This window comes from Microbacterium abyssi (genome assembly GCF_015277895.1).
In the GTDB taxonomy this organism is placed as follows: domain Bacteria; phylum Actinomycetota; class Actinomycetes; order Actinomycetales; family Microbacteriaceae; genus Microbacterium; species Microbacterium abyssi.
This window is the reverse complement of record NZ_CP063815.1, coordinates 2,873,427-2,892,047: the sequence shown is the minus strand read 5'-3', so window position 1 is coordinate 2,892,047 and position 18,621 is coordinate 2,873,427. Positions and strand designations below refer to the sequence as shown.

At 65.1% G+C, this 18,621-nt stretch carries 19 protein-coding genes; 9 read left to right on the top strand and 10 right to left on the bottom strand.

Going from position 1 to position 18,621, the window contains the following annotated elements:
• The first annotated feature begins 52 nt into the window (after positions 1-52).
• Positions 53-1,081 carry an MBL fold metallo-hydrolase gene (locus tag IM776_RS13935; protein ID WP_194420676.1) on the top strand — a complete coding sequence of 343 codons (1,029 nt, stop codon included), beginning with the start codon at positions 53-55 and terminating at the stop codon, positions 1,079-1,081.
• Here IM776_RS13935 and IM776_RS13930 read toward each other — a convergent pair.
• The 5 genes from IM776_RS13930 to IM776_RS13910 form a co-directional block, all read right to left on the bottom strand.
• The gene (locus IM776_RS13930; protein ID WP_194420675.1) at positions 1,068-1,499 is read right to left on the bottom strand and encodes a nuclear transport factor 2 family protein; all 432 of its coding nucleotides are present in this window, start codon (positions 1,497-1,499) and stop codon (positions 1,068-1,070) included. The two genes, IM776_RS13935 and IM776_RS13930, sit on opposite strands and share 14 nt — an antisense overlap.
• Position 1,500: 1 nt before the next feature.
• Positions 1,501-1,938 (bottom strand): acyl-CoA thioesterase, encoded by a 438-nt coding sequence (locus IM776_RS13925; RefSeq protein ID WP_194420674.1) that lies wholly within the window; start codon positions 1,936-1,938, stop codon positions 1,501-1,503.
• Positions 1,935-2,681 (bottom strand): SDR family NAD(P)-dependent oxidoreductase, encoded by a 747-nt coding sequence (locus IM776_RS13920; RefSeq protein WP_194420673.1) that lies wholly within the window; start codon positions 2,679-2,681, stop codon positions 1,935-1,937. Before IM776_RS13920 ends, IM776_RS13925 begins: the two co-directional genes overlap by 4 nt.
• Positions 2,682-2,774: 93 nt before the next feature.
• The gene (locus tag IM776_RS13915; protein ID WP_194420672.1) at positions 2,775-4,373 is read right to left on the bottom strand and encodes a flavin-containing monooxygenase; all 1,599 of its coding nucleotides are present in this window, start codon (positions 4,371-4,373) and stop codon (positions 2,775-2,777) included.
• Positions 4,370-5,302: an alpha/beta hydrolase gene (locus tag IM776_RS13910; protein WP_194420671.1), complete on the bottom strand. Its 933-nt coding sequence runs from the start codon at positions 5,300-5,302 to the stop codon at positions 4,370-4,372. The genes IM776_RS13915 and IM776_RS13910 overlap by 4 nt, the downstream gene beginning before the upstream one ends.
• A gap of 78 nt (positions 5,303-5,380) precedes the next feature.
• Between IM776_RS13910 and IM776_RS13905 the strand changes: the two genes are divergently transcribed.
• Together IM776_RS13905 and IM776_RS13900 are read left to right on the top strand one after the other, a co-directional pair.
• Positions 5,381-5,947, top strand: a complete 567-nt coding sequence (locus IM776_RS13905; protein ID WP_194420670.1) for a PadR family transcriptional regulator — start codon at positions 5,381-5,383, stop codon at positions 5,945-5,947.
• Between the two features lie 95 nt (positions 5,948-6,042).
• Positions 6,043-7,263, top strand: coding sequence for an ABC transporter substrate-binding protein (locus IM776_RS13900; protein ID WP_194420669.1), 1,221 nt, complete (start codon positions 6,043-6,045; stop codon positions 7,261-7,263).
• Between the two features lie 71 nt (positions 7,264-7,334).
• Here the strand turns inward: IM776_RS13900 and IM776_RS13895 are convergent, their stop codons facing one another.
• Positions 7,335-8,114: an SDR family NAD(P)-dependent oxidoreductase gene (locus tag IM776_RS13895; protein ID WP_194420668.1), complete on the bottom strand. Its 780-nt coding sequence runs from the start codon at positions 8,112-8,114 to the stop codon at positions 7,335-7,337.
• 127 nt (positions 8,115-8,241) lie between these two features.
• Between IM776_RS13895 and IM776_RS13890 the strand changes: the two genes are divergently transcribed.
• From IM776_RS13890 to IM776_RS13875, 4 genes are read left to right on the top strand one after another with little or no spacing between them, the layout of a single operon-like run.
• Positions 8,242-9,462: an ABC transporter substrate-binding protein gene (locus IM776_RS13890; protein ID WP_194420667.1), complete on the top strand. Its 1,221-nt coding sequence runs from the start codon at positions 8,242-8,244 to the stop codon at positions 9,460-9,462.
• Between the two features lie 48 nt (positions 9,463-9,510).
• A complete protein-coding gene (locus IM776_RS13885) occupies positions 9,511-10,368 on the top strand; it encodes a branched-chain amino acid ABC transporter permease (protein ID WP_194420666.1) in 858 nt (285 codons plus the stop codon).
• A gap of 2 nt (positions 10,369-10,370) precedes the next feature.
• Positions 10,371-12,188 (top strand): branched-chain amino acid ABC transporter ATP-binding protein/permease, encoded by a 1,818-nt coding sequence (locus tag IM776_RS13880; protein ID WP_194420665.1) that lies wholly within the window; start codon positions 10,371-10,373, stop codon positions 12,186-12,188.
• Positions 12,181-12,900, top strand: coding sequence for an ABC transporter ATP-binding protein (locus IM776_RS13875; RefSeq protein WP_194420664.1), 720 nt, complete (start codon positions 12,181-12,183; stop codon positions 12,898-12,900). Before IM776_RS13880 ends, IM776_RS13875 begins: the two co-directional genes overlap by 8 nt.
• A gap of 65 nt (positions 12,901-12,965) precedes the next feature.
• Here the strand turns inward: IM776_RS13875 and IM776_RS13870 are convergent, their stop codons facing one another.
• From IM776_RS13870 to IM776_RS13860, 3 genes are read right to left on the bottom strand one after another with little or no spacing between them, the layout of a single operon-like run.
• Entirely contained in the window at positions 12,966-13,451 is a 486-nt protein-coding gene (locus tag IM776_RS13870) for a nuclear transport factor 2 family protein (RefSeq protein WP_194420663.1), read from the bottom strand.
• Positions 13,448-13,990, bottom strand: coding sequence for a nuclear transport factor 2 family protein (locus IM776_RS13865; protein ID WP_194420662.1), 543 nt, complete (start codon positions 13,988-13,990; stop codon positions 13,448-13,450). Before IM776_RS13865 ends, IM776_RS13870 begins: the two co-directional genes overlap by 4 nt.
• On the bottom strand, positions 13,987-14,820 hold the full coding sequence (locus IM776_RS13860; protein ID WP_194420661.1) for an SDR family NAD(P)-dependent oxidoreductase: 834 nt from the start codon (positions 14,818-14,820) through the stop codon (positions 13,987-13,989). The genes IM776_RS13865 and IM776_RS13860 overlap by 4 nt, the downstream gene beginning before the upstream one ends.
• 71 nt (positions 14,821-14,891) lie before the next feature.
• On the opposite strand from IM776_RS13860, the gene IM776_RS13855 reads away from it, so the two are divergent.
• Together IM776_RS13855 and IM776_RS13850 are read left to right on the top strand one after the other, a co-directional pair.
• The gene (locus IM776_RS13855; RefSeq protein WP_194420660.1) at positions 14,892-15,710 is read left to right on the top strand and encodes an SDR family oxidoreductase; all 819 of its coding nucleotides are present in this window, start codon (positions 14,892-14,894) and stop codon (positions 15,708-15,710) included.
• A complete protein-coding gene (locus IM776_RS13850; RefSeq protein ID WP_194420659.1) occupies positions 15,707-16,927 on the top strand; it encodes an acetyl-CoA C-acetyltransferase in 1,221 nt (406 codons plus the stop codon). Before IM776_RS13855 ends, IM776_RS13850 begins: the two co-directional genes overlap by 4 nt.
• A 55-nt stretch (positions 16,928-16,982) precedes the next feature.
• Here IM776_RS13850 and IM776_RS13845 read toward each other — a convergent pair whose 3' ends face one another.
• Positions 16,983-18,593 carry an AMP-binding protein gene (locus IM776_RS13845; RefSeq protein ID WP_194420658.1) on the bottom strand — a complete coding sequence of 537 codons (1,611 nt, stop codon included), beginning with the start codon at positions 18,591-18,593 and terminating at the stop codon, positions 16,983-16,985.
• Between the last annotated feature and the right edge of the window lie 28 nt (positions 18,594-18,621).

Below are 18,621 nucleotides of genomic sequence, written 5' to 3'. Positions count from 1 at the left end.
CCTGGCCGGAACCACCCTATCGTCACAAGCAAGCGATTGCTAGGGTAAGGGAATGATTGCCGAATCGATCACGACGCTCAACCCCGCACATCGCGAGGCGTGGGATGCCGGTCGGGTGGCTGATCCGGAGAATCTCGGCGACGGGCTGTGGAGCGTTCCGCTCGAATTGCCGGGCGACCGGATGCCCGGAAGCTACGCCTACGTCATCGACGGTGCCGATGGTGTCCACATCATCGATCCCGGCTGGAACTCCGATGCGAATATGGGGCGGATCGTCGACCTCCTCACCGGTCTCGGACGGGCAGTGGATGAGGTCTCGACGGTCGTCGTCACTCACCATCATCCGGATCATCTCGGCCTCGCCGAGCGGCTCCGTTCCGCCTCGGGAGCGCACGTCATCCTCTCCGCAGTGGAACGTCGCGTAATCGACGCGGCCGTCTCGGTGGGTGCCAGGGATGATGTCTCCTATCGTGACGTGCTGGACCGATGGGAGGTTCCGGTCGATCGACAGGCGGAGCTGATCGCCGCCTTCACTGCTCCGTCGTTGATCGAGTACGTCATGCCGGATGCTGAAGTCGCCGACGGCGACGTCCTCGTCCTCGGCGGCCGCAGGCTGACCGTGATCGCAACGCCTGGGCACACCTCGGGGCATATCTGTCTGGCTGATCGGGAGCGCCGGATGATCTTCACCGGCGATCACGTGCTCCCCAGGATCCATTCCGGTGCGGGGCTCGGAATCCTGGTCGGCGACGATCCGCTCGGAGATCTCCTGGCGTCTCTGGAACGGTTGGCCGAGTTCGACGACTGTCAGGTGCTCCCCGGTCACGAATTCCGCTTCACCGGACTCGGTCAGCGCCGAGCGCAGATCGCAGCGCATCATCTCCGTCGCACCCGCGTCGTGGCGAGTCTCTCGAATGAGCTCGGTGATGCGTCGGTGTGGGAGTGGAGCAAGCACCTGCCATGGACAGCAGGCTGGGCGAACCTTCGCGGCTTCCGGTTGCACTCTGCGCTGCGCCAGACCGAGATGCATCGAGACCTGGTGCGCAGCGGTCGCGCTGAGAAGTGGCTCAGTCGCGGCTGATGATCCGACGCTGCAACCGCCAGCCCTCGGGTGTGAGCGTGAATGCGTCGACGTAGGCGCCCATCGCGACCAGCTCCGGCACGGCATCCGTCTTGCGGTAGTACCGGAAGTAGGAGCGCGCCCGCGCGCGGTCGCCATCGACCTCGATGACGATGCTGGAGACGTCGTGCCGCGTATGCGTGCCAGGACCCTGGACGCCGGCGTCCCGTCGCTCGTGCACGCCGGCGAGGAGCGCGGCGCGGCCGCGGATCGTCTGCACGTCCATGGGGAGACCGGCTGCGTTCGTGAGGTCCCAGACGGCGTCCTCGGTGAAACAGTCGAGGTAGTCCTCGGGCGTTCCCGAATCGGCGAGCTGAGCGATCCGACCGATCAGATCGATGAGCTCGAGGCGGTCGGCGATGCTGTGCAGATCCGGCATCTCAGGCCGTTCCTGCCCAGGCCAGCAGATGCGTGCGCAGCCCTTCCGGAATCGGCACCGGGGTCTGCTCCGGCGACACTGTGACGACCGTGTTCTCGGCTCTGGCGACGACGACGTCGTCCGAGAGGCGGACCATGCGGAACGCGAAGCGGAACGAGGAATTGCCGATGTGCGCCATGCGCAGTTCGACGCGGATCTCGTCGAACAGCTTCGCGGCCGCGAGGTAGTCGCAGTGCGTGGCGCGCGACACCGTCCACCATCCGAAACGCTCGACGAGGGTGTCCTGGCGAAGGCCCTGGAGGAAGAAGAACTCGGACTGCAGGGACTCCATCTTCGGGAACCAGGCGGCGTAGTACAGGATGCCGGCCGGGTCGGTGTCGGCGTAACTGAGGCGGAGAGTGTGCGTGTGCAGGATGGGCCGTTCGTCTGGCTCGGTCACTGCGTCACCGTCCATCCGCCGTCGACGGGGAGGAAGACGCCGTTCATGTATGCCGCGAGCGGGGAGAACAGGAACAACGTCGCCCAGGCGATGTCGTCCGGGGCGGCCATCCGCTTCAGTGGGATGCGACTGAGCACGTGCTGCCCCAGGTCGCTCGCGGCGAATCCGGCGAGGCGCGGAGTGTCGGTCATGCCGGGTGCCACGCCGTTGGAGCGGAACTCGTGGGCGCGGTGCGCGGCGAGATGGCGGACGTACCCCATGATCGCCGCCTTCGACGCGGAATACCATGCGTTGTCCGTGCCGACGAGGTTGCCGGCGACCGATGTCGTCGCGACCATGGCGGCACCCGTGCCGGGGTCGAGCGCGGCCCAGGCGTCGGTCATCCGACGCACGCTGCCCACGCTGATCTCGACGGCGCGGTCGAAGGGGATGTCGGAGCTGGACGCGGGGCCCGCGTTGTTGTGCAGGAAGCGGATGCGGCCGATCGCGCTGCGCGCATCAGTGAGACCGGATGTCACGGCATCGTTGTCCGAGACGTCAGCAACCCAGGTGTGAGTGCGCACGTCCGCGGCCGCGCGCACGAGGTCGGCCGTCTCTGCCAGCCCATCAGGGTTGAGGTCCCAGAGGCTGACCGCGAGGCCGCACTCGGCCGCGCGAAGTGCCACGGCCCGCCCGATCCCGCTACCGGCCCCCGTTATCAGTACCGCATCGTCGGATGAGAAGCCCAGATTGATTGACGCCATGCCGTCCTCCCTGACCAAGCAATTGCTTGTTACTCAACATAGCGCTTCATCGTAGGCAGGGCCACCCACGAGAGAGCGACGGTGCCGCTCGGATCAGCGGCTGCTCAGGACGAACCCGGAGTATCCGTCCGCGGCGACCTTGTCGACGCGCTCGATGTAGTTGCGGAAGCCGCCGATGTAGGGCAGGAAACCACGCGCCTTGCCCTTGATGTTGGAGCCGGTGTACCAGGACGGCGCCGAACCGAAAAGCGTGGCGTTCGCGAGGTCGAGCGAGTGCTGAGTCCACTCCGCCGCCGCATCTTCTCGTGCCTCGATCGAAGTGATGCCGTGCGCACCGCAATGGTCGACGATGCGCAGCGCATAATCGCCCTGTTGCTCGGCGCCGAGCGCCATATTGGACAGCACGCTCGGAGTGCCGGGGCCGTTCAGCACCAGTAGATTGGGGAACCCGGGAAGTGCAACGCCGAGGTACGTAGAGGGAAAGCCCCGCCACTCCTCTTTCAGAGAGCGGTTCTCGCGTCCGCGGATATCGACGGAAGTGAGCGCCCCGGTCATCGCGTCGAAGCCTGTGGCGTACACGATGACGTCATGCTCGCGTAACTGGTCGCCCGCCTTGATGCCTTTCGGCGTCACCTCGGTGATCGGGTCGCGCCGCAGATTCACAAGCGTCACGTGCGGCAGGTTGTATGTCTCGTAATAGTTCGTGTCGGTGCAGATCCGCTTGGTGCCCAGCGGGTGGTCGTCGGGCGTGAGATCTGCGAGGACCTGTGGATCCTCGACCCGCTCGGCGAGCTTGCGCTCGAAGAACACTCGCGCGGCGTCATTGATCTCGCGGTCGACCGTGAGTCCTTGGAAAGCCTTGGCGAAGAGCACCCCGCCGCGCTTCCAGCTCTCTTCGAAGATCGCCTCGCGCTCATCCTCGGGCACCTCGGAGAACGGCACCGGGTGGCTGGTCCAGGGGGAGCCTGCCGCGCCGTTCCAAGACAATTCCCTTCGTTCGGCAAGACCCGCCTGCTGACGATCCCATTCCTCGTCATCGATAGGTCTGTTGAGGGCCGGGATGCTGTAGTTCGCACTCCGCTGGTAGACGACCAGCTCGTCGGCCTGCTCTGCAATGTGCGGGATCGCTTGAACGCCCGACGAGCCGGTTCCGATGACAGCGACGCGCTTTCCGGTGAAGTCGACCGGTTCGTCCGGCCACGCAGAGGTTTGCAGCACCTCCCCAGTGAAGGCGTCGCGGCCGGGGATCGTGGGCAGTTGCGGACGAGAGAGGCTCCCGGTGGCCATGATGAGCCATCGCGCGGTCGCCACGAGGCCGTCCTCCGTGCGCACCGTCCAGCGATGCTCCTCTTCATCCCAGGTGGCGGAGTCGAGCCGTTGGTCGAACCGGTAGTGGCGGCGCACGTCGTAGCGGTCGGCGACGTGATTCAGGTAGCGGAGGATCTCGGGTTGGGTGGCATAGCGCTCGCTCCAGCGCCATTCCGACTGCAGTTCGTCATCGAACGAGAACGAGTAGTCGATGCTTTCCACATCGCATCGTGCTCCGGGGTAGCGATTCCAGTACCAGGTTCCGCCGACGTCGGAGCCTGCCTCGATGCCGAGCACGTCCAGTCCGCGCTCGACCGCGTGGATGGTGGTGTAGATACCGGCGAGGCCGGCGCCGACGATGATGAGGTCATGTTCTGTGGTCATTTGCAGTCCTTGCTGTCGATGCGGCGGAGCGCGCGGATGTCGTTCCAGAGGATGTCGGTGGCGCTTCGAGCAGGTCCGTACCCCGCGATGGTGAGAAAGCCGTGGAACTGGTCGGGGAAGTGTCGGTGCAGCACGGTCGTGCCGGCGACGCGCAGCCGGCGAGCGTACTCGCAGCCTTCGTCATTGAGTGGGTCGAGGCCCGCGGTGACCACGATGGTGGGCGGAAGGCCGGTGAGATCTGCAACGGCGAGTGGCGCCACGGTCGGGTCATCGGCGCGCTCGCCGAAGCGCTCACCGAGGTGGGTGCGCCAGTAGTGGGCAAGCAGGGCCCGCGTCACGAAATAGCCGTCGGCCCGGGTGTGGTGGCTCTGGGAGCTCATGCTCGGATCGAGGAACGGGTAGATCAGCACCTGACCGGTCACCGGGCTCGCGCCGCGGTCGCGCAGCACGACCCCGGCGGATGCGGCGACGTTGCCCCCTGAGCTGTCGCCGGCGAGCACGATGCCGTGTGCAGTCAGTCCGGTGCTGTGCGCCCAGTCGACCACGGCCACCATGTCGTCGCGCCCGGCCAGCGGGCCGTTCTCGGGGGAGAGTCGGTAGTCGACCGAGATGACGGGCGAACGAGTCTGCTTCGCCCACAGGCGGCAGAATCCGTCGTGGCTGGCGATGGATCCGTGCAGGAATCCTCCGCCGTGGGCGAAGACGGTGACAGCGGCATCCACGTCGTGCTCGTGGGGGCGATAGATGCGCACTGCGATGCTGCGGTCGTCGGCTTCGATCAAGACGTCGTCGGTGGACGCGACGTCATCGATGTTCGCGGGCGCGCGCACCCTGGCATCCACGAGGCGCCGTCCCTCAGAAGGTGGCAGGCTCGTGATGTCAGGGAAGCTCGCAGTGAGCAGATCGAGCATCTGCTGTGTCTCGTTCACGTGATCTCCCTCGATCCCGGATATGACTAACAGTCATAGTACGATTAGGAATATTGCACGCAATTCGAGGGAGGTCAAGTGAGCGAGGGCGCCATGAACATGCCGGATCTGCCGTCCACCAGCTGGGCGGTACTGGGGATTCTGTCCTTCGAAAGCGACCTGTCCGGCTATGACGTCAAGCGCTGGGCGGATCAGAGCCTGGCATTCTTCTACTGGGCGCCCTCGCAGAGCCAGATCTACACCGAGCTGCGCCGGCTGGAGCGTCTGGAGCTCGCGACATCCCGCGTCGAGCAGACCCACGTCGCGAAGTCGCGTCGGGTCTACCGAATCACTGCCCAGGGGCAGGCGGCCATTCGCGCATGGGCCGATGAGCTCGAGCCGGATCCGATGGTCCTCAAGAACTCACACATCCTGCGCGTGTGGGCCGCGCACAACGGTGACATGGGGCGGCTCTGTGACGAGTTGCGGGCATACCGCGATGCTGCGATCGAGAAGGCGGCCGCTGCATCCGCTCACGCACGAGGGGCCGGCCGTGATTCTGCGTGGCGCTTCTCGGGCATCGCTCTGGAATGGTCCGAGCGGTTCTATCGTGACGAGGCAACGCGGATCGATTGGCTCGTCGACCGGCTGCGCAGCGAGCGCTGAGTCACGGTTCCGGAGACGATTGCCCGCTGTTTGGTGTTGTGCTTTACTGAGCAAGCGTTTGGTCAGCACCACTCAACGATGAGAAGGACAGTCACATGCGATACAAGAAGTTCACAGCAGCCGCAGCACTCGCCGTCGCGACGGTCTTGGCTCTCAGCGGCTGTGCCAGTGACGGAGGCAGCGCCGCGGATGGCGAAGGGAGCTCCAGCGAGCCGATCCAGGTGGTCGTGCTCGGCGGGCTGGGTGCGGAAGGCATCCTCGCCGACAACGCCAGCACGGCGGTGACTGCCGCACTGGCTTCGGTCGATGCGATCAACGATGACGGCGGGATCCTCGGCCGAGAGGTGGAGATCACACACCTCGAAGACAACGCCGATCCGACGGTCGCAGTGACGAAACTGCGCGAGTACATCGCCACCGAGGGCAAGCCGGCGCTCGTGATGAACTCTGGCCCGTCGACCATCGCAGAGGCGACGATCCCGATTCTGACTCAGAACCAGATCATCAACTTCAATATCGGTCCCACCGCCGGGTCGAGCGACCCCGCGGCGAGCCCCTACACCTTCGACCTGAGTGCAACGGTGCCGGACTACTTGGGTTCGTTCCTCGCTGAGGTGGAGGATCGCGGTTACGAGAGAATCGCAATCCTGCACGGCTCATCGGCCTACGGCGAGCTCTTCGGCGCAGAGTCGAAGAAGGTCTACGAAGACGCAGGTCTCACCGTCACCGGCCTGGAGGGCTTCGACAATGCTGCTCTGGATATGACTGCGCAGCTGTCCGCACTGAAGGCAGGTGACCCCGACGCGCTGATTCTCGACGCGTACGGCGCCCCGCTGGGCTACGTGCTGCAGAGCCTGGAGAAGCTCGGCTGGGATGTGCCGATCATGGGAAACACGTCCGTGTCTGCCACAGGGCTCATCGCGACAGAGGCACCGGCCGGCGTGCTCGGCACGGACCAGGTGAAGAACCTCACGATGCAGGTCTTCGCCAGCACGCAGTACGACCCGGATGCAGCGGGAGTGAACGACGCGGTCGAGCGGATGGTTGCCGCCGGTGACATCAGGTCATCGCTGATCCTCGCCTACAACTACGACTCGATGTTCCTCTTCAAGGCAGCAGCCGAAGCGGCGGGCGGGGTCGATGACCCCGACGCGCTCGTGGCTGCGCTGGAGGACCCGAAGGTCCAGGACTCTGCTGGCACTGTCATTCTCACCAAGTACGCGTTCACGGCGGATCAGCACGGACCCCATGTCGCCCCCGAAGAGTTCGCCTTCATCGCCCCCGGCAAGCTGGTCGACGGTCAGTTCCAGCCTTAAGCGGCTGGTGCCGCAGACGGAGCCGACGGCTCGGACGCGATGCGCTCCGGGCCGTCGGCCCGATGGTGTCGTCAGACGCCGAAGCCGCCGTCGACATCGAGCTTCTGGCCGGTGATGAACGCCGCCTGCGGTGAGGCGAGGAAGGCCACCGCCTCGGCGATGTCGTCGGCTGTGCCGAAGCGACGGAGAGGGATGTTGCTCATCGCGACCTCCAGCGCTCGCTCGTCGAGGTCGCCGGACGCCATGAGGCGTGCGGACATGCCGTCCCACAGCATTCCTGGCCCCACGCAGTTGACTCGCACCCCGAAGCGACCCTCTTCGGCGGCCAAGCCCCGTGCGAGTGCCTCGACGCCGCCTTTGGGCGCGGCGGAGAGTCCGTCGCGCACGGGGTAGCGCTTGGTCGCCGCACTCGTGACGACTGTGAGCGACCCGGATGCGTCACGCAGCGCGGGGAGGAACGCGCGCGCAACGGAGAAGAACCCGACGAGATCCTGGTCGACCTGTTGCGAGAACTGTTCGACCGTCACCTTCGACAGATGCACCATCGGTACGTGCGGCCCTGCGGCGTGGACGAGTGTGTGCACGCCGCCGTGGCTCGCGCGCAGCGACTCGGCGAGGTCAAATGCAGCATCCGAGTCCGTCACGTCCAGCCGAACCGCCTCCGCCAAGGCCCCGACCTCGTCCAGAAGAGAGTCGGGAACCGTGGAACGATAGGTGAGTACTGTGCGGATGCCGTCGCCCGTCAGGCGGCGGACGATAGCCGCTCCGATCCCTCCGTTGCCCCCGGTGACGACGGCGATGCCGGAACGCGCGGCAGTCGGCTGTGAAGTGGGTGAATCCTGCTCGATCATGCCCGGAATCTAGCAGTTCTGTGCTACCCAAGCAATTGTTTGGTTGCCTGTTGATTGACGGCAGGGAATGTGCTTTACTGAGCAAGCGTTTGGTCGCTACTACTCAATGACGAGAGAGGTTTCGGATATGCGGTTCAAGAGGTTCGCGGCAGTGGCCGCGGGGATCGTGGCATCGACGATGGTGCTCGCCGGCTGCTCTGGCGGCAGCGATGACAATGCCGGCGGTGGTGGCGAAGAGGATGGCCCTATCCAGGTGGTCGTTCTCGGAGGGTTGGGTGCGGAAGGCATCCTCGCGGACAATGCGACGACCTCGGTCACGGCGGCGCTCGCATCCGTTGATGCGATCAACGCAGAGGGTGGCATTCTCGGTCGTGAGGTCGAGATCACGCATCTTGAGGACAACGCCGATCCGACCGTCGCGGTGACGAAACTTCGCGAGTACATCGCCACGGAGGGCAAGCCCACGCTCGTGATGAACTCCGGTCCGTCGACCATCACCGAGGCGACACTGTCGATCCTGACCCAGAACGAGATCGTGTCTTTCAACATCGGGCCTACAGAAGGCTCGGGAGATCCCTCGGTTAACCCGTACAGCTTTGATCTCGGTGCGTCTGTTCCTGACTATCTCGATTCCTTCGTGGCCGAGTCCGAAGCTCGAGGCTACGAGAACGTCGCCATCTTGCATGGTTCGAGCGCCTACGGTGAGCTGTTCGGCTCGCAGGCTGAGGACTGGTACACCGACGCGGGATTCGCTGTGACCGGGGTGGAGGGCTTTGACAATGCCGCGCTGGACATGACGGCGCAGCTGTCCGCTCTCAAGCAGGGTGACCCTGATGTACTGGTGCTCGATGCGTACGGCGCCCCGTTGGGGTACGTGCTGCAGAGCCTGGAGAAGCTCGGGTGGGATGTGCCCATCATGGGCAACTCCTCGGTGTCCGCCACTGGGCTCATCGCGACCGAAGCGCCAGCCGGCGTTCTTGGCACTGATCAGGTGAAGAACCTCACGATGCAGGTGTATGCGAGCACCCAGTACGACCCGGATGCGACGCTCGTGAACGACGCGGTCGAGCACATGCTGGCCGCCGGTGACATCAAGTCCTCGCTGATTCTCGCGTACAACTACGACTCGATGTTCCTGCTGAAGGCCGCGGCTGAAGCCGCCGACGGAGTAGATGACCCGAAGGCACTCGTTGATGCACTGAATGATCCTGCTGTGCAGGAGTCCGCGGGCACGGCGATCCTGGGCAAGTACGGCTTCACTGCCGACGAGCACGGCCCGCACCTTGCGCCGGAAGAGTTCTCTTTCATCGCTCCCGGCAAGCTGGTCAACGGTCAGTTCCAGCCTTAGCCACCGGCACATAAACCCCCCCGAAATGATGGAAGGGACCCGACCTCAATGACCATCATCTGGTCCGGTTTGGCGCTGGGTGCGATCTACGCACTGGTGGCGATCGGCTACAACATCGTCTTCCTCTCGCAGAAGACCTTCAACTTCGCGCAGGCGGCGCTGATGATGCTGGGCGCGTTCCTTGCATACGTCGGCATCGTCGTATGGAACCTGCCGTGGTGGCTTGTCGCGATCGGCGCTGCCGTCATCGTCGGAGCGATTGCTGCACTCGAGGAGCGCATCGCGATCCGCCCCGTGAAGGATCCGCACAACCTGCTGGTCACCACCCTCGGCGCGTCGATCATCATGGAAGGCGTCGCGCAGGTGATCTGGGGCGGTGAGCCCAAGCGGGTGCCCTTCTTCATGGGAGACCAGGTGCTCGAGGTCTTCGGGGGGCGCGTCTACCCGGCCGAGGTGGCGCTCATCGTGCTCGTCATCGTGCTCGTGATCGTGCTCACTCAGTACGCGAAGCGCAGCATGACCGGCATCGCCCTTCTCGGCATGAGTGAGAACAGGGAGGCTGCCCAGCTCCGCGGTGTCAACGTACGCCGCTTCGCCCTGATGGCCTTCATCTTCACAGGTGTACTCGCCGGGTTCCTCGGAATCTTCGTCGGTCCGAAGACCTACGCTGTGGCGACCCTCGGTGCTTCACTCGCGCTGAAGGGATTCGTCGTCCTCGCGATCGGCGGATTCGGCTCGCTGGGCGGCGTGCTTGTCGGCGGACTCATCGTCGGGCTCGCCGAGGCACTCGCCACCCGCTATATCGGCGCTGATTTCTCGGGGATCACTGTGTTCCTCATCCTCATCGTGATCTTGATGGTCAAGCCGACGGGACTCTTCGCCCGTCGCATAGAACGGACGGTGTGAGCATGGCCGAATTCTGGTTGAAACTCCGCGCGGTCCCCGGGTGGGTCTGGCCGCTAGCCTGCGGCGCGGTGCTGGTGTTGATGCCCTTCGTCGGGCTGAGCTATGTCGCGACGAGGCAGATCGAGCTGACACTCATCCTGGCGCTGATCGTGCTGGGCCTCAACCTGTCGCTCGGCTACGCCGGTGAGTTGGCGATGGGCCAGGTGGCGATGTATGCGGCCGGCGCTTATGCAGCAGGCATTGCGAACAAGGCCGGCGTCACCGACATCTGGTTGCAGATACTGATCGGTGCTGCCGTGGCGCTCGTCGTCGGACTCGTCTCCGGTATTCCGGGTCTGCGTCTGGGCAGCTGGTCGCTGGCTATGACGTCGTTCTTCCTGATCCTGATCGTCCCGGACGTACTGTCGATCTTCAAGGACGAGACCGGTGGCCGCAACGGTCTGGCTGGTCTCATGCCCGCGACCTCGTTCGGCCAGTTGATCGACGGTCGCACCTACTACCTGATCATCGTCGGTGTGACGATCGTGGCGTTCGCTCTGATTCGCAACCTCGTGGTGTCGGGTCACGGCACCGCGTTGCGCGTGCTCAAGCAGAGCCCGGTGCTGGCATCCTCGATGGGCATCTCGGTTTTCCGCGCCAAGCTCACCGCCTACGCGATCGGTGCGGTTCCCGCGGGCATCGCCGGGGCGCTGTTCGCCAACCTCGACCTGTTCATCTCCCCGGAGGCGTTCGCGTTCTCCTTCGCGATGACCGTGCTCGCCGCGTCAGTCTTCGGTGGATCTGCCAGCATCTACGGGGCGCTGATCGGGGCTGCCGTGCTGCAGTTCGGTATGAACCAGTCGACGAACTTCAGCAAGTTCGGATTGATAATCTCGGGTGCGTTCCTCCTCATCGGCGGAGTAGCGTTCACCGGTGGTCTTTCCGGGCTTCTGCGCAAGCTCATCCGCAAGATGGATCTCGCGGCCAAGGCGAAGTCCGGGGTGGTTGCGGTGAAGTCCGCACCGGCTGTGGTGGAGAAGCTCGACGGCGCACTCCTTCGCACCAACAGTGTCTCGAAGGCCTTCGGCGGAAATCAGGCCCTGTCGAACGTTTCCATCGATGCCGAACCGGGTGCGGTGACCGCGATCATCGGACCGAACGGCTCGGGCAAGACCACCCTGCTGAACATGATCTCCGGCTTCTACAAGACGGATGCCGGGAGTATCGAGCTCGATGGGCAGCAGATTCAGGGGCTGCCCTCGTACAAGGTCGCGCGTGCTGGAGTATCGCGCACGTTCCAGACTCCGAACATTCCTGAGAAGCTGACGGTGTTGGAGTCGGTCGAAGCGGGGCGGTATGCGAGCGGTCGCGCGAGCGTTCTCGCTTCCGTGCTGCGCCTGCCCGTCTTCTGGCGCACGCGCACCGATAACCGCGCGGCGGCGGAGCGCGCACTTGCTCTCGTCGGACTCAGCGATCAGCGCGACGATCTGGCCGACTCGCTGCCGCTGGGTAACCGACGGCTGCTCGAAGTCGCCCGAAGCCTCGCCGCATCGCCCAAGGTGGTGCTGTTGGATGAGGTCGCATCGGGCCTCGACGAGGACGAACTTGAGGTCCTTGAAGGCCTCGTGATCCGGCTGCGCGATGCGGGCATGACCGTCATCCTGGTGGAGCACAACTTCCAGCTCGTGCTTCGAGTGGCAGACGACATCTACGTGCTCGCGCAGGGCGCGGTCATGGCGCACGGCACCCCGGGGCAGATCGAGAGCAACCCGCGAGTCATGGAGGAGTACCTCGGAGTGACGGCGGAGACGAGCGCGACAGGAGGCGGCGACAATGAGTGAGGTGCTGCTGGAAGTATCCGGCTTGCAGACCGGCTATGGCGATCTGACCGTGGTGCGCGATGTGTCGCTCACCGTGCGCTCCGGAGCGATCACGGTATTGCTGGGGCGCAACGGCGCTGGTAAAACAACCACGCTGCGAGCGATCACCGGGCTCAACAGGGTTTCGGGCGGATCGGTCTCGTACCTCGGAGGATCGCTGACGGATGCTCCGCACAAGCGGGTCGCGCGCGGCATCTCCTACGTGCAGGAGGGCAAGAAGGTCTTCCATGAGCTCACGATCGAGCAGAACCTTGTGCTCGGAGGGTTCTCGCGCGGCGTCGGCAAGCGCGAGCTGACGTCGGCGGCAGAGGACATCTATCAACTGTTCCCCATCCTGGGCAGCAAGCGGTCGTTGCCGGCGGCGAGTATGTCTGGCGGCCAGCAGCAGATGCTTGCGATCGGGCAGGCGCTGATGGCGAAGCCGAAGCTTCTCATCCTCGATGAGCCGAGCCAAGGCCTCGCTCCCGTGATCGTCAAGGAAGTCATGGAGCGTGTGCACGCGCTCAAGGACACCGGCATCGGAATCCTGCTGGTGGAGCAGGCCGTTCAGGAGTCGGTCGCCATCGCTGACGAGGTGAGCGTGATCGAGATGGGACGCACGACGCTTTCCGGGTCGGCCGCGGACGTCTCACTCGAAGATCTGCAAAAGGCGTACTTCGGCGCGGTCGCGTAGCAGCCCGGTCGTACAGACGAATGCCCCCGCCGAATCGATCGGCGGGGGCATTGTTCTGCATGTCATCAGACAGCAGGGAGCACTGACCCGGTCGGATATCCGAGCACTGTGGACTGCTCGCGGCTGAAGGCGCTCGTCACCCGATGGGCGATCAACCAGCGCCCGTCGACGCGGCGGTACGCGACATCGTAGAAGCCGTGCATGGCGAGGCGCGGGGCGCCGGCATCCCGAGCGTAGTCACCGTGGAACTCGAGGTGGATGCGACCTGTCGCTCTATCGCCGTCGAAGACCAGCTGCGGCAGATGCAGAAAGTGGATGCCCGAGAAAACTGCCTCGGTGCAGAAACGGCTCAGTGCGAGGCGCCCTTGCACGAAGGTCGCCGATGGCGCATCGCCGACGGGTCGCGACTGGTAGACGCCGTTCTCGGTGAACAGCGAGCTCCAGCGCTCCCCGTCTCGCTCGTCGAACGAGCGCGCATACGTCGCTTCCAGGTCGATAATCTCGAGCTTGTCCTCAAGCGCCTGCAGACGCTGTTCGATGCTTGCCGTCATGCCGTCTCCTCTGCTTTGGATGCCGCAGCGGCATCTCTCACTCGTTCACGGAACTGCGTGGCTGGATCACCGGCGTCCCGTCGACCGCGCGGACCATCGCCTTCGGGCTCGCGCAGGCGACCGGCATCCGACCTGGTCCATTCGCGGACGGCCGTGCGTGCCACGATTCGCCAGCCGTCTGCGTCTCGACGGACATGATCCAGGTAGCGGAAGCCGCTGGTGAAGTTGCGTGACTCGTCGTCCAGTGGTCGCCCCCAGTGCACGGCCGTACCGTAGGTTTCGGCGAACGCGTGCTTCCCTAGAAGTTCGACCCGGTGGTTTCCCACGATGTGCATCGTGCCGTCGAAGTCGGCGGTCCGCTCGGCGAGCCAGGCGACGTAGTCGTCCGCCGGTCCAGAGAAGCCGGTGTGATGATCGACCCCGTCGTGCGCATAGACCGCACGGACGGCGGGGTAATCGGCGCGGTCCACCGCGGAGCAGTACCGAAGGATGAGGTCATGGATCTCGAGTCGGTCCGCGAGCTCGGCCGCACGGTTCATGCGTGGTCCGGCATGTTCGTCCATCCCCGACCTGCTGCTTTTCCGTACCAGCCGGACGCGGCGAGTGTTCCACCGTCCACCGGGATGGTGTGACCCGTGATGAAGGCGGCATCCTTCGATGCGAGGAACGCGACGACACCCGAGAAGTCCTCTGGTTGGCCGAACCTGCCGGCAGGGAGCCAGGAGCGCAACAGTGCGGGATCGCGCCCCGCGAGCATGAGTTCGGCGGGTGTCTGCGGGGTGTCCGCGAGGTCCGGGGCGATCGCGTTCACGCGGACGCGCGAGGGGCCGAGTTCGACCGCGAGGCTCTTGGTGAACGCAGAGACACCGGCGTTGTACGCCGAGTACACAGCACTGCCTGGGATGCCGCGGAAGGCCTCCACGGTGGAGACGTTGATGATGCTGCCACCGCCGGCTGCGATCATCGCGGGCAGAAGCGCATGCGTCACGGCGAACACGTGCCACAGATTGAGTTCGTGCAGACGCCGCCACTGCTCTGGCGGACTCTTCGCGAAGAAAGACTTCGCGGGTCGGAAATCACCGACGTTGTTGACCAGCACATCGGCGTGGCCGTGCTCGCTCTCGACGAGTGCGACGAGAGCGGCGACCGTGTCATCGGCAGTGATGTCACCGACCAGTACGGAACAGCGACCGCCATCCGCTTCGATCTCGGCTGCGGTCGCGTTGGCGGCGGCTTCGTCGATGTCGACCAGGACGACGTGATCGCCGTCACTGGCGAAGCGACGGCTGATCCCGCCGCCGATACCGAGGGCGCCGCCGGTGACCACCACGGTGCGCGCGAGCAGCTGAGGGACCTCATCGTGACTCATGCAACAAACCTAGCATTTGGTTGGTAGAGTAGCCAGGTCGGAGCAGTGGAGCGCGGCACGGAGGAGGCGATGTGAGTCTGGTCATGGATTTCACCGGCAAGGTCGTTGCGGTCACCGGCGGTGGACGCGGGGTCGGACGCGGAGTGGTCGAAGCGTTCCTCGCGGCTGGCGCAGACGTCGAGTTCTGCGGGCGCAGTGAACCGGAAGTACTGCCTGAGCGCGACGGGCGTACTGCGGTCTTCCGTGCGGTCGATGTCCGCGATGCGGCTCAGAATGAGGCGTGGATCGATGGCATCTCCGAGCGGCATGGTCGCCTTGACGTGCTCGTGAACAATGTCGGCGGCTCGCCGTTCGGACGTTTCGAAGTCGGGTCGCCGCGCTACTTCCAGGCGATCACCGAGATCAATTTCCTGTCCGCGGCCGTGGCGACTCGGGCGGCGTTCGAGCCGCTGCGTGCAGTCAATGGAAGCGTTATCAACATCACTTCGATCAGTGCCCGTCGTCCGAGCCCCGGCACCGCCGTCTACGGCGCGGCCAAGGCGGCTCTGGAGAGCCTCACACGCAGCCTCGCTGTGGAGTGGGCGCCCGAGATCCGAGTGAACGCCGTCAGCAGTGGTCTGGTCCACACGGAGAGCGCCGTCGACCACTACGGCACGCCCGAGCAGTATGCCGCGATCGCGAACACTATCCCGCGTGGACGGCTGGCGTCACCGCACGAGCTCGGCAATGTCTGCGTCATGCTCGCCTCACCGCTCTCGGCGCATGTCACCGGGGCCGTAGTGCCGGTGGACGGCGGGGGCGAATGGCCCGCATTTCTCACCCACACCCCGAACGCGGACATCGTGCAGCAGGCCGACCGCATCGACATCACTGGAGGAACCTCATCATGACCGAAGCCGTCATCGTCTCTGCCGTGCGCTCACCCATCGGGCGCGCATTCAAGGGCAGTCTGAAGGACATGCGAGGCGACGACCTCGCCACGCAGATGGTGCAGGCCGCGATCGACGCCGTGCCCGGCCTCGACCCGAACGAGATCGTCGATCTCATGGTCGGTTGCGCGCAGCCGGCCGGGCAGCAGGGATACAACATCGGCCGGATGCTGGCTCTGCAGCTGGGCTGGGACTCGGTACCCGGAACCACGGTCAACCGCTACTGCGCGTCGTCCTTGCAGACCTCGCGGATGGCGTTTCACGCCATCAAGGCCGGCGAGGGCGAGGTGTTCGTCTCCGCAGGAGTCGAGGCCGTGTCGCAGTTCGGCTCCGGCAAGTCCGACGGGATGCCGGACACGAAGAACTCGCGATGGGCGGCTGCCGCGGAGCGCACTGCACGCGAGGCGCAGGACCCCGATTTCGTGTGGTCCGATCCTCTGAGCCGTGGCGAACTGGAGGACATCTACATCTCGATGGGGGAGACAGCAGAGAACGTCGCCTCTTTCCGCGGCGTATCCCGCAGGGAGCAGGACGAGTGGGCGGTACTCAGCCAGAACCGTGCTGAGGCGGCCGCCGCACGCGGCTTCTGGGACAAGGACATCACGCCGGTGCGGCTGGCCGACGGCACGCTGGTGACAGCCGATGACGGCCCTCGACCGGGCGTGACGCTCGAAAAGGTGAGCAGCATGCAGCCGGTGTTCCGGACGCACGGTACGGTCACGGCGGCGAACTGCTGTCCGCTCAATGACGGTGCCGCAGCGCTCGTGATCATGAGCGACACCCGCGCCGCCGAACTGGGGCTGACTCCTCTTGCCCGTATCGTCTCGACGGGCGTCTCCGCACTGTCGGCCGAGATCATGGGACTCGGCCCGGTGCAGGCCGTCGAGCAGGCGCTCGCACACGCACGCATGACGATCGGTGACATCGACCTCCTCGAGATCAACGAGGCGTTCGCGGCCCAGGTCGTTCCTTCGATCGCCGACATCGGCATCGATCCCGAGCGCGTCAATGTCAACGGCGGAGCGATCGCCCTCGGCCACCCTTATGGCATGACGGGTGCCCGTATCACCACGACCGCCATCAATGCGCTGCGCGAGCGCGATGAGCAGTTCGCCGTCGAGACGATGTGCACGGCAGGCGGACAGGGCATGGCGATGGTGCTCGAGCGTCTCAGCTGAGCGCAGCGTTCGCACGATGAAGCGGCCGGCCCCCGAAGGGGCCGGCCGCTTCGCTTCACTTCGCGAGGTCGTCGGTGCGCAATGCGGTTTTCAGGATCTTCCCTGTGGCGTTGCGAGGGAAATCATCGACGAGCACGAACTCGCGCGGCACTTTGAAGTTGGCGAGATGAGTGCGGCAGAACGACTCGAGGTCTGCGGCATCCGGTCGAGGGTCCGCATTATGCAACAGCATCACGTACGCGCGCCCGACCGTGCCCAGCCGTGCGTCATCGATCCCGATCACGGCGGACTCGTTCACGGCGGGGTGCTTGCGCAGGACGTTCTCGACCTCTGCCGGGTACACGTTGAACCCGCCGACGATGAACATGTCCTTCAGTCTGTCCGTGATCTTCAGGCAACCGTGTTCGTCGAGCCGGCCGACGTCGCCGGTGTGGAACCAGCCGTCTGCGTCGAGCACGGCATCCGTGGCCTCCTGGTCTTCGAAGTAGCCGAGCATGACGACGTCGCCGCGCAGCAGGATCTCGCCGTCGGCGTCCGTGCCGAGATCGTCGCCGTCCGGGTCGACGATGCGGATCTCGATGCCCTCGATCGCCGGTCCTGTGGTTTGGGCGGCGTGATCGAGGGATTCACCCTCGCGCGACATCGTGGCCACCACGCACTCCGTGAGACCGTATGCCTGAGCCACGGTCCGAAAGCCCAGCACGTGCACCATGTCGTGGAACAGAGTCGCCGGTGCCGCCGTCGCACCGGCGATCGCGAACCGCAACGACGACAGATCGTACTCCCGTAGCCGCGGGTGATCGAGCATCGAAGTGAAGATCGTCGGAACGCCGGGCAGCACGCTGATTCTCTCCGACTCCACCAGCTGCAGCAGCTCGTCGACGTCGAACACCGCGACAGGGTAGATCGTGGTACCCGTCATCAGCGAGGTGATCATGCCCGCCTTGTATCCGAACCCGTGGAAGAACGGATTCACCACCGCGTAGCGGTCATCGCGGGTCAGTCGTGCGCCGCGGGCCCAGGCGCGGGCGACGCCGAGCGTCTGGCTGTGTGTGCTCTGCACTCCTTTCGGAACGCCCGTCGTGCCGGAGGTGAACAGGATGTCCATCACCTGGTCGGGCGTCACCGCCGCCATAGTGGCGGCGAGCTGTTCGTCGGGGATGACGCGACCTGCGTCGAGGAACGCGTCCCAGGGAAGGATGCCTTCCGTGCCGTCACCGTCCATCGTCACGATGGTGTGCAGGTGTGGAAGCCCCGCGATCTTCGGGCCTTCGTCGCCTGCTTCGGCCGCGGCATCTCGCAGGGACGCGGCATACGACTTGCCGAGGAATCCGTCTGCGATGACGAGCGCCGAGGCGCGCGACCTGTTGAGGATCGTGACGGCCTCATGGCCCGTGTACCGAGTGTTCAAAGGCACGACGGCTGCGCCGATCGACTGGGCGCCGAGCATCGCGAGGATGAACTCCGCGCGGTTGGGAGCCCAGACCGCGACGCGGTCACCCGGCACGACGCCGCGGCCCAGGTAACCGCGGGCGACCTGCGCAACGTGCGACTGCAGTTCGACGCAGGTGATGGTGGTTCCGCCGTCGACGATCGCGGGGTGCTCGCCCAGCTCGGCCAGTTCGGTGAGCAGGGCCGGGACAGTCGTCGATTCAGAGACATTCATGGTGATCCTCTCCAGTATCATGCGTACA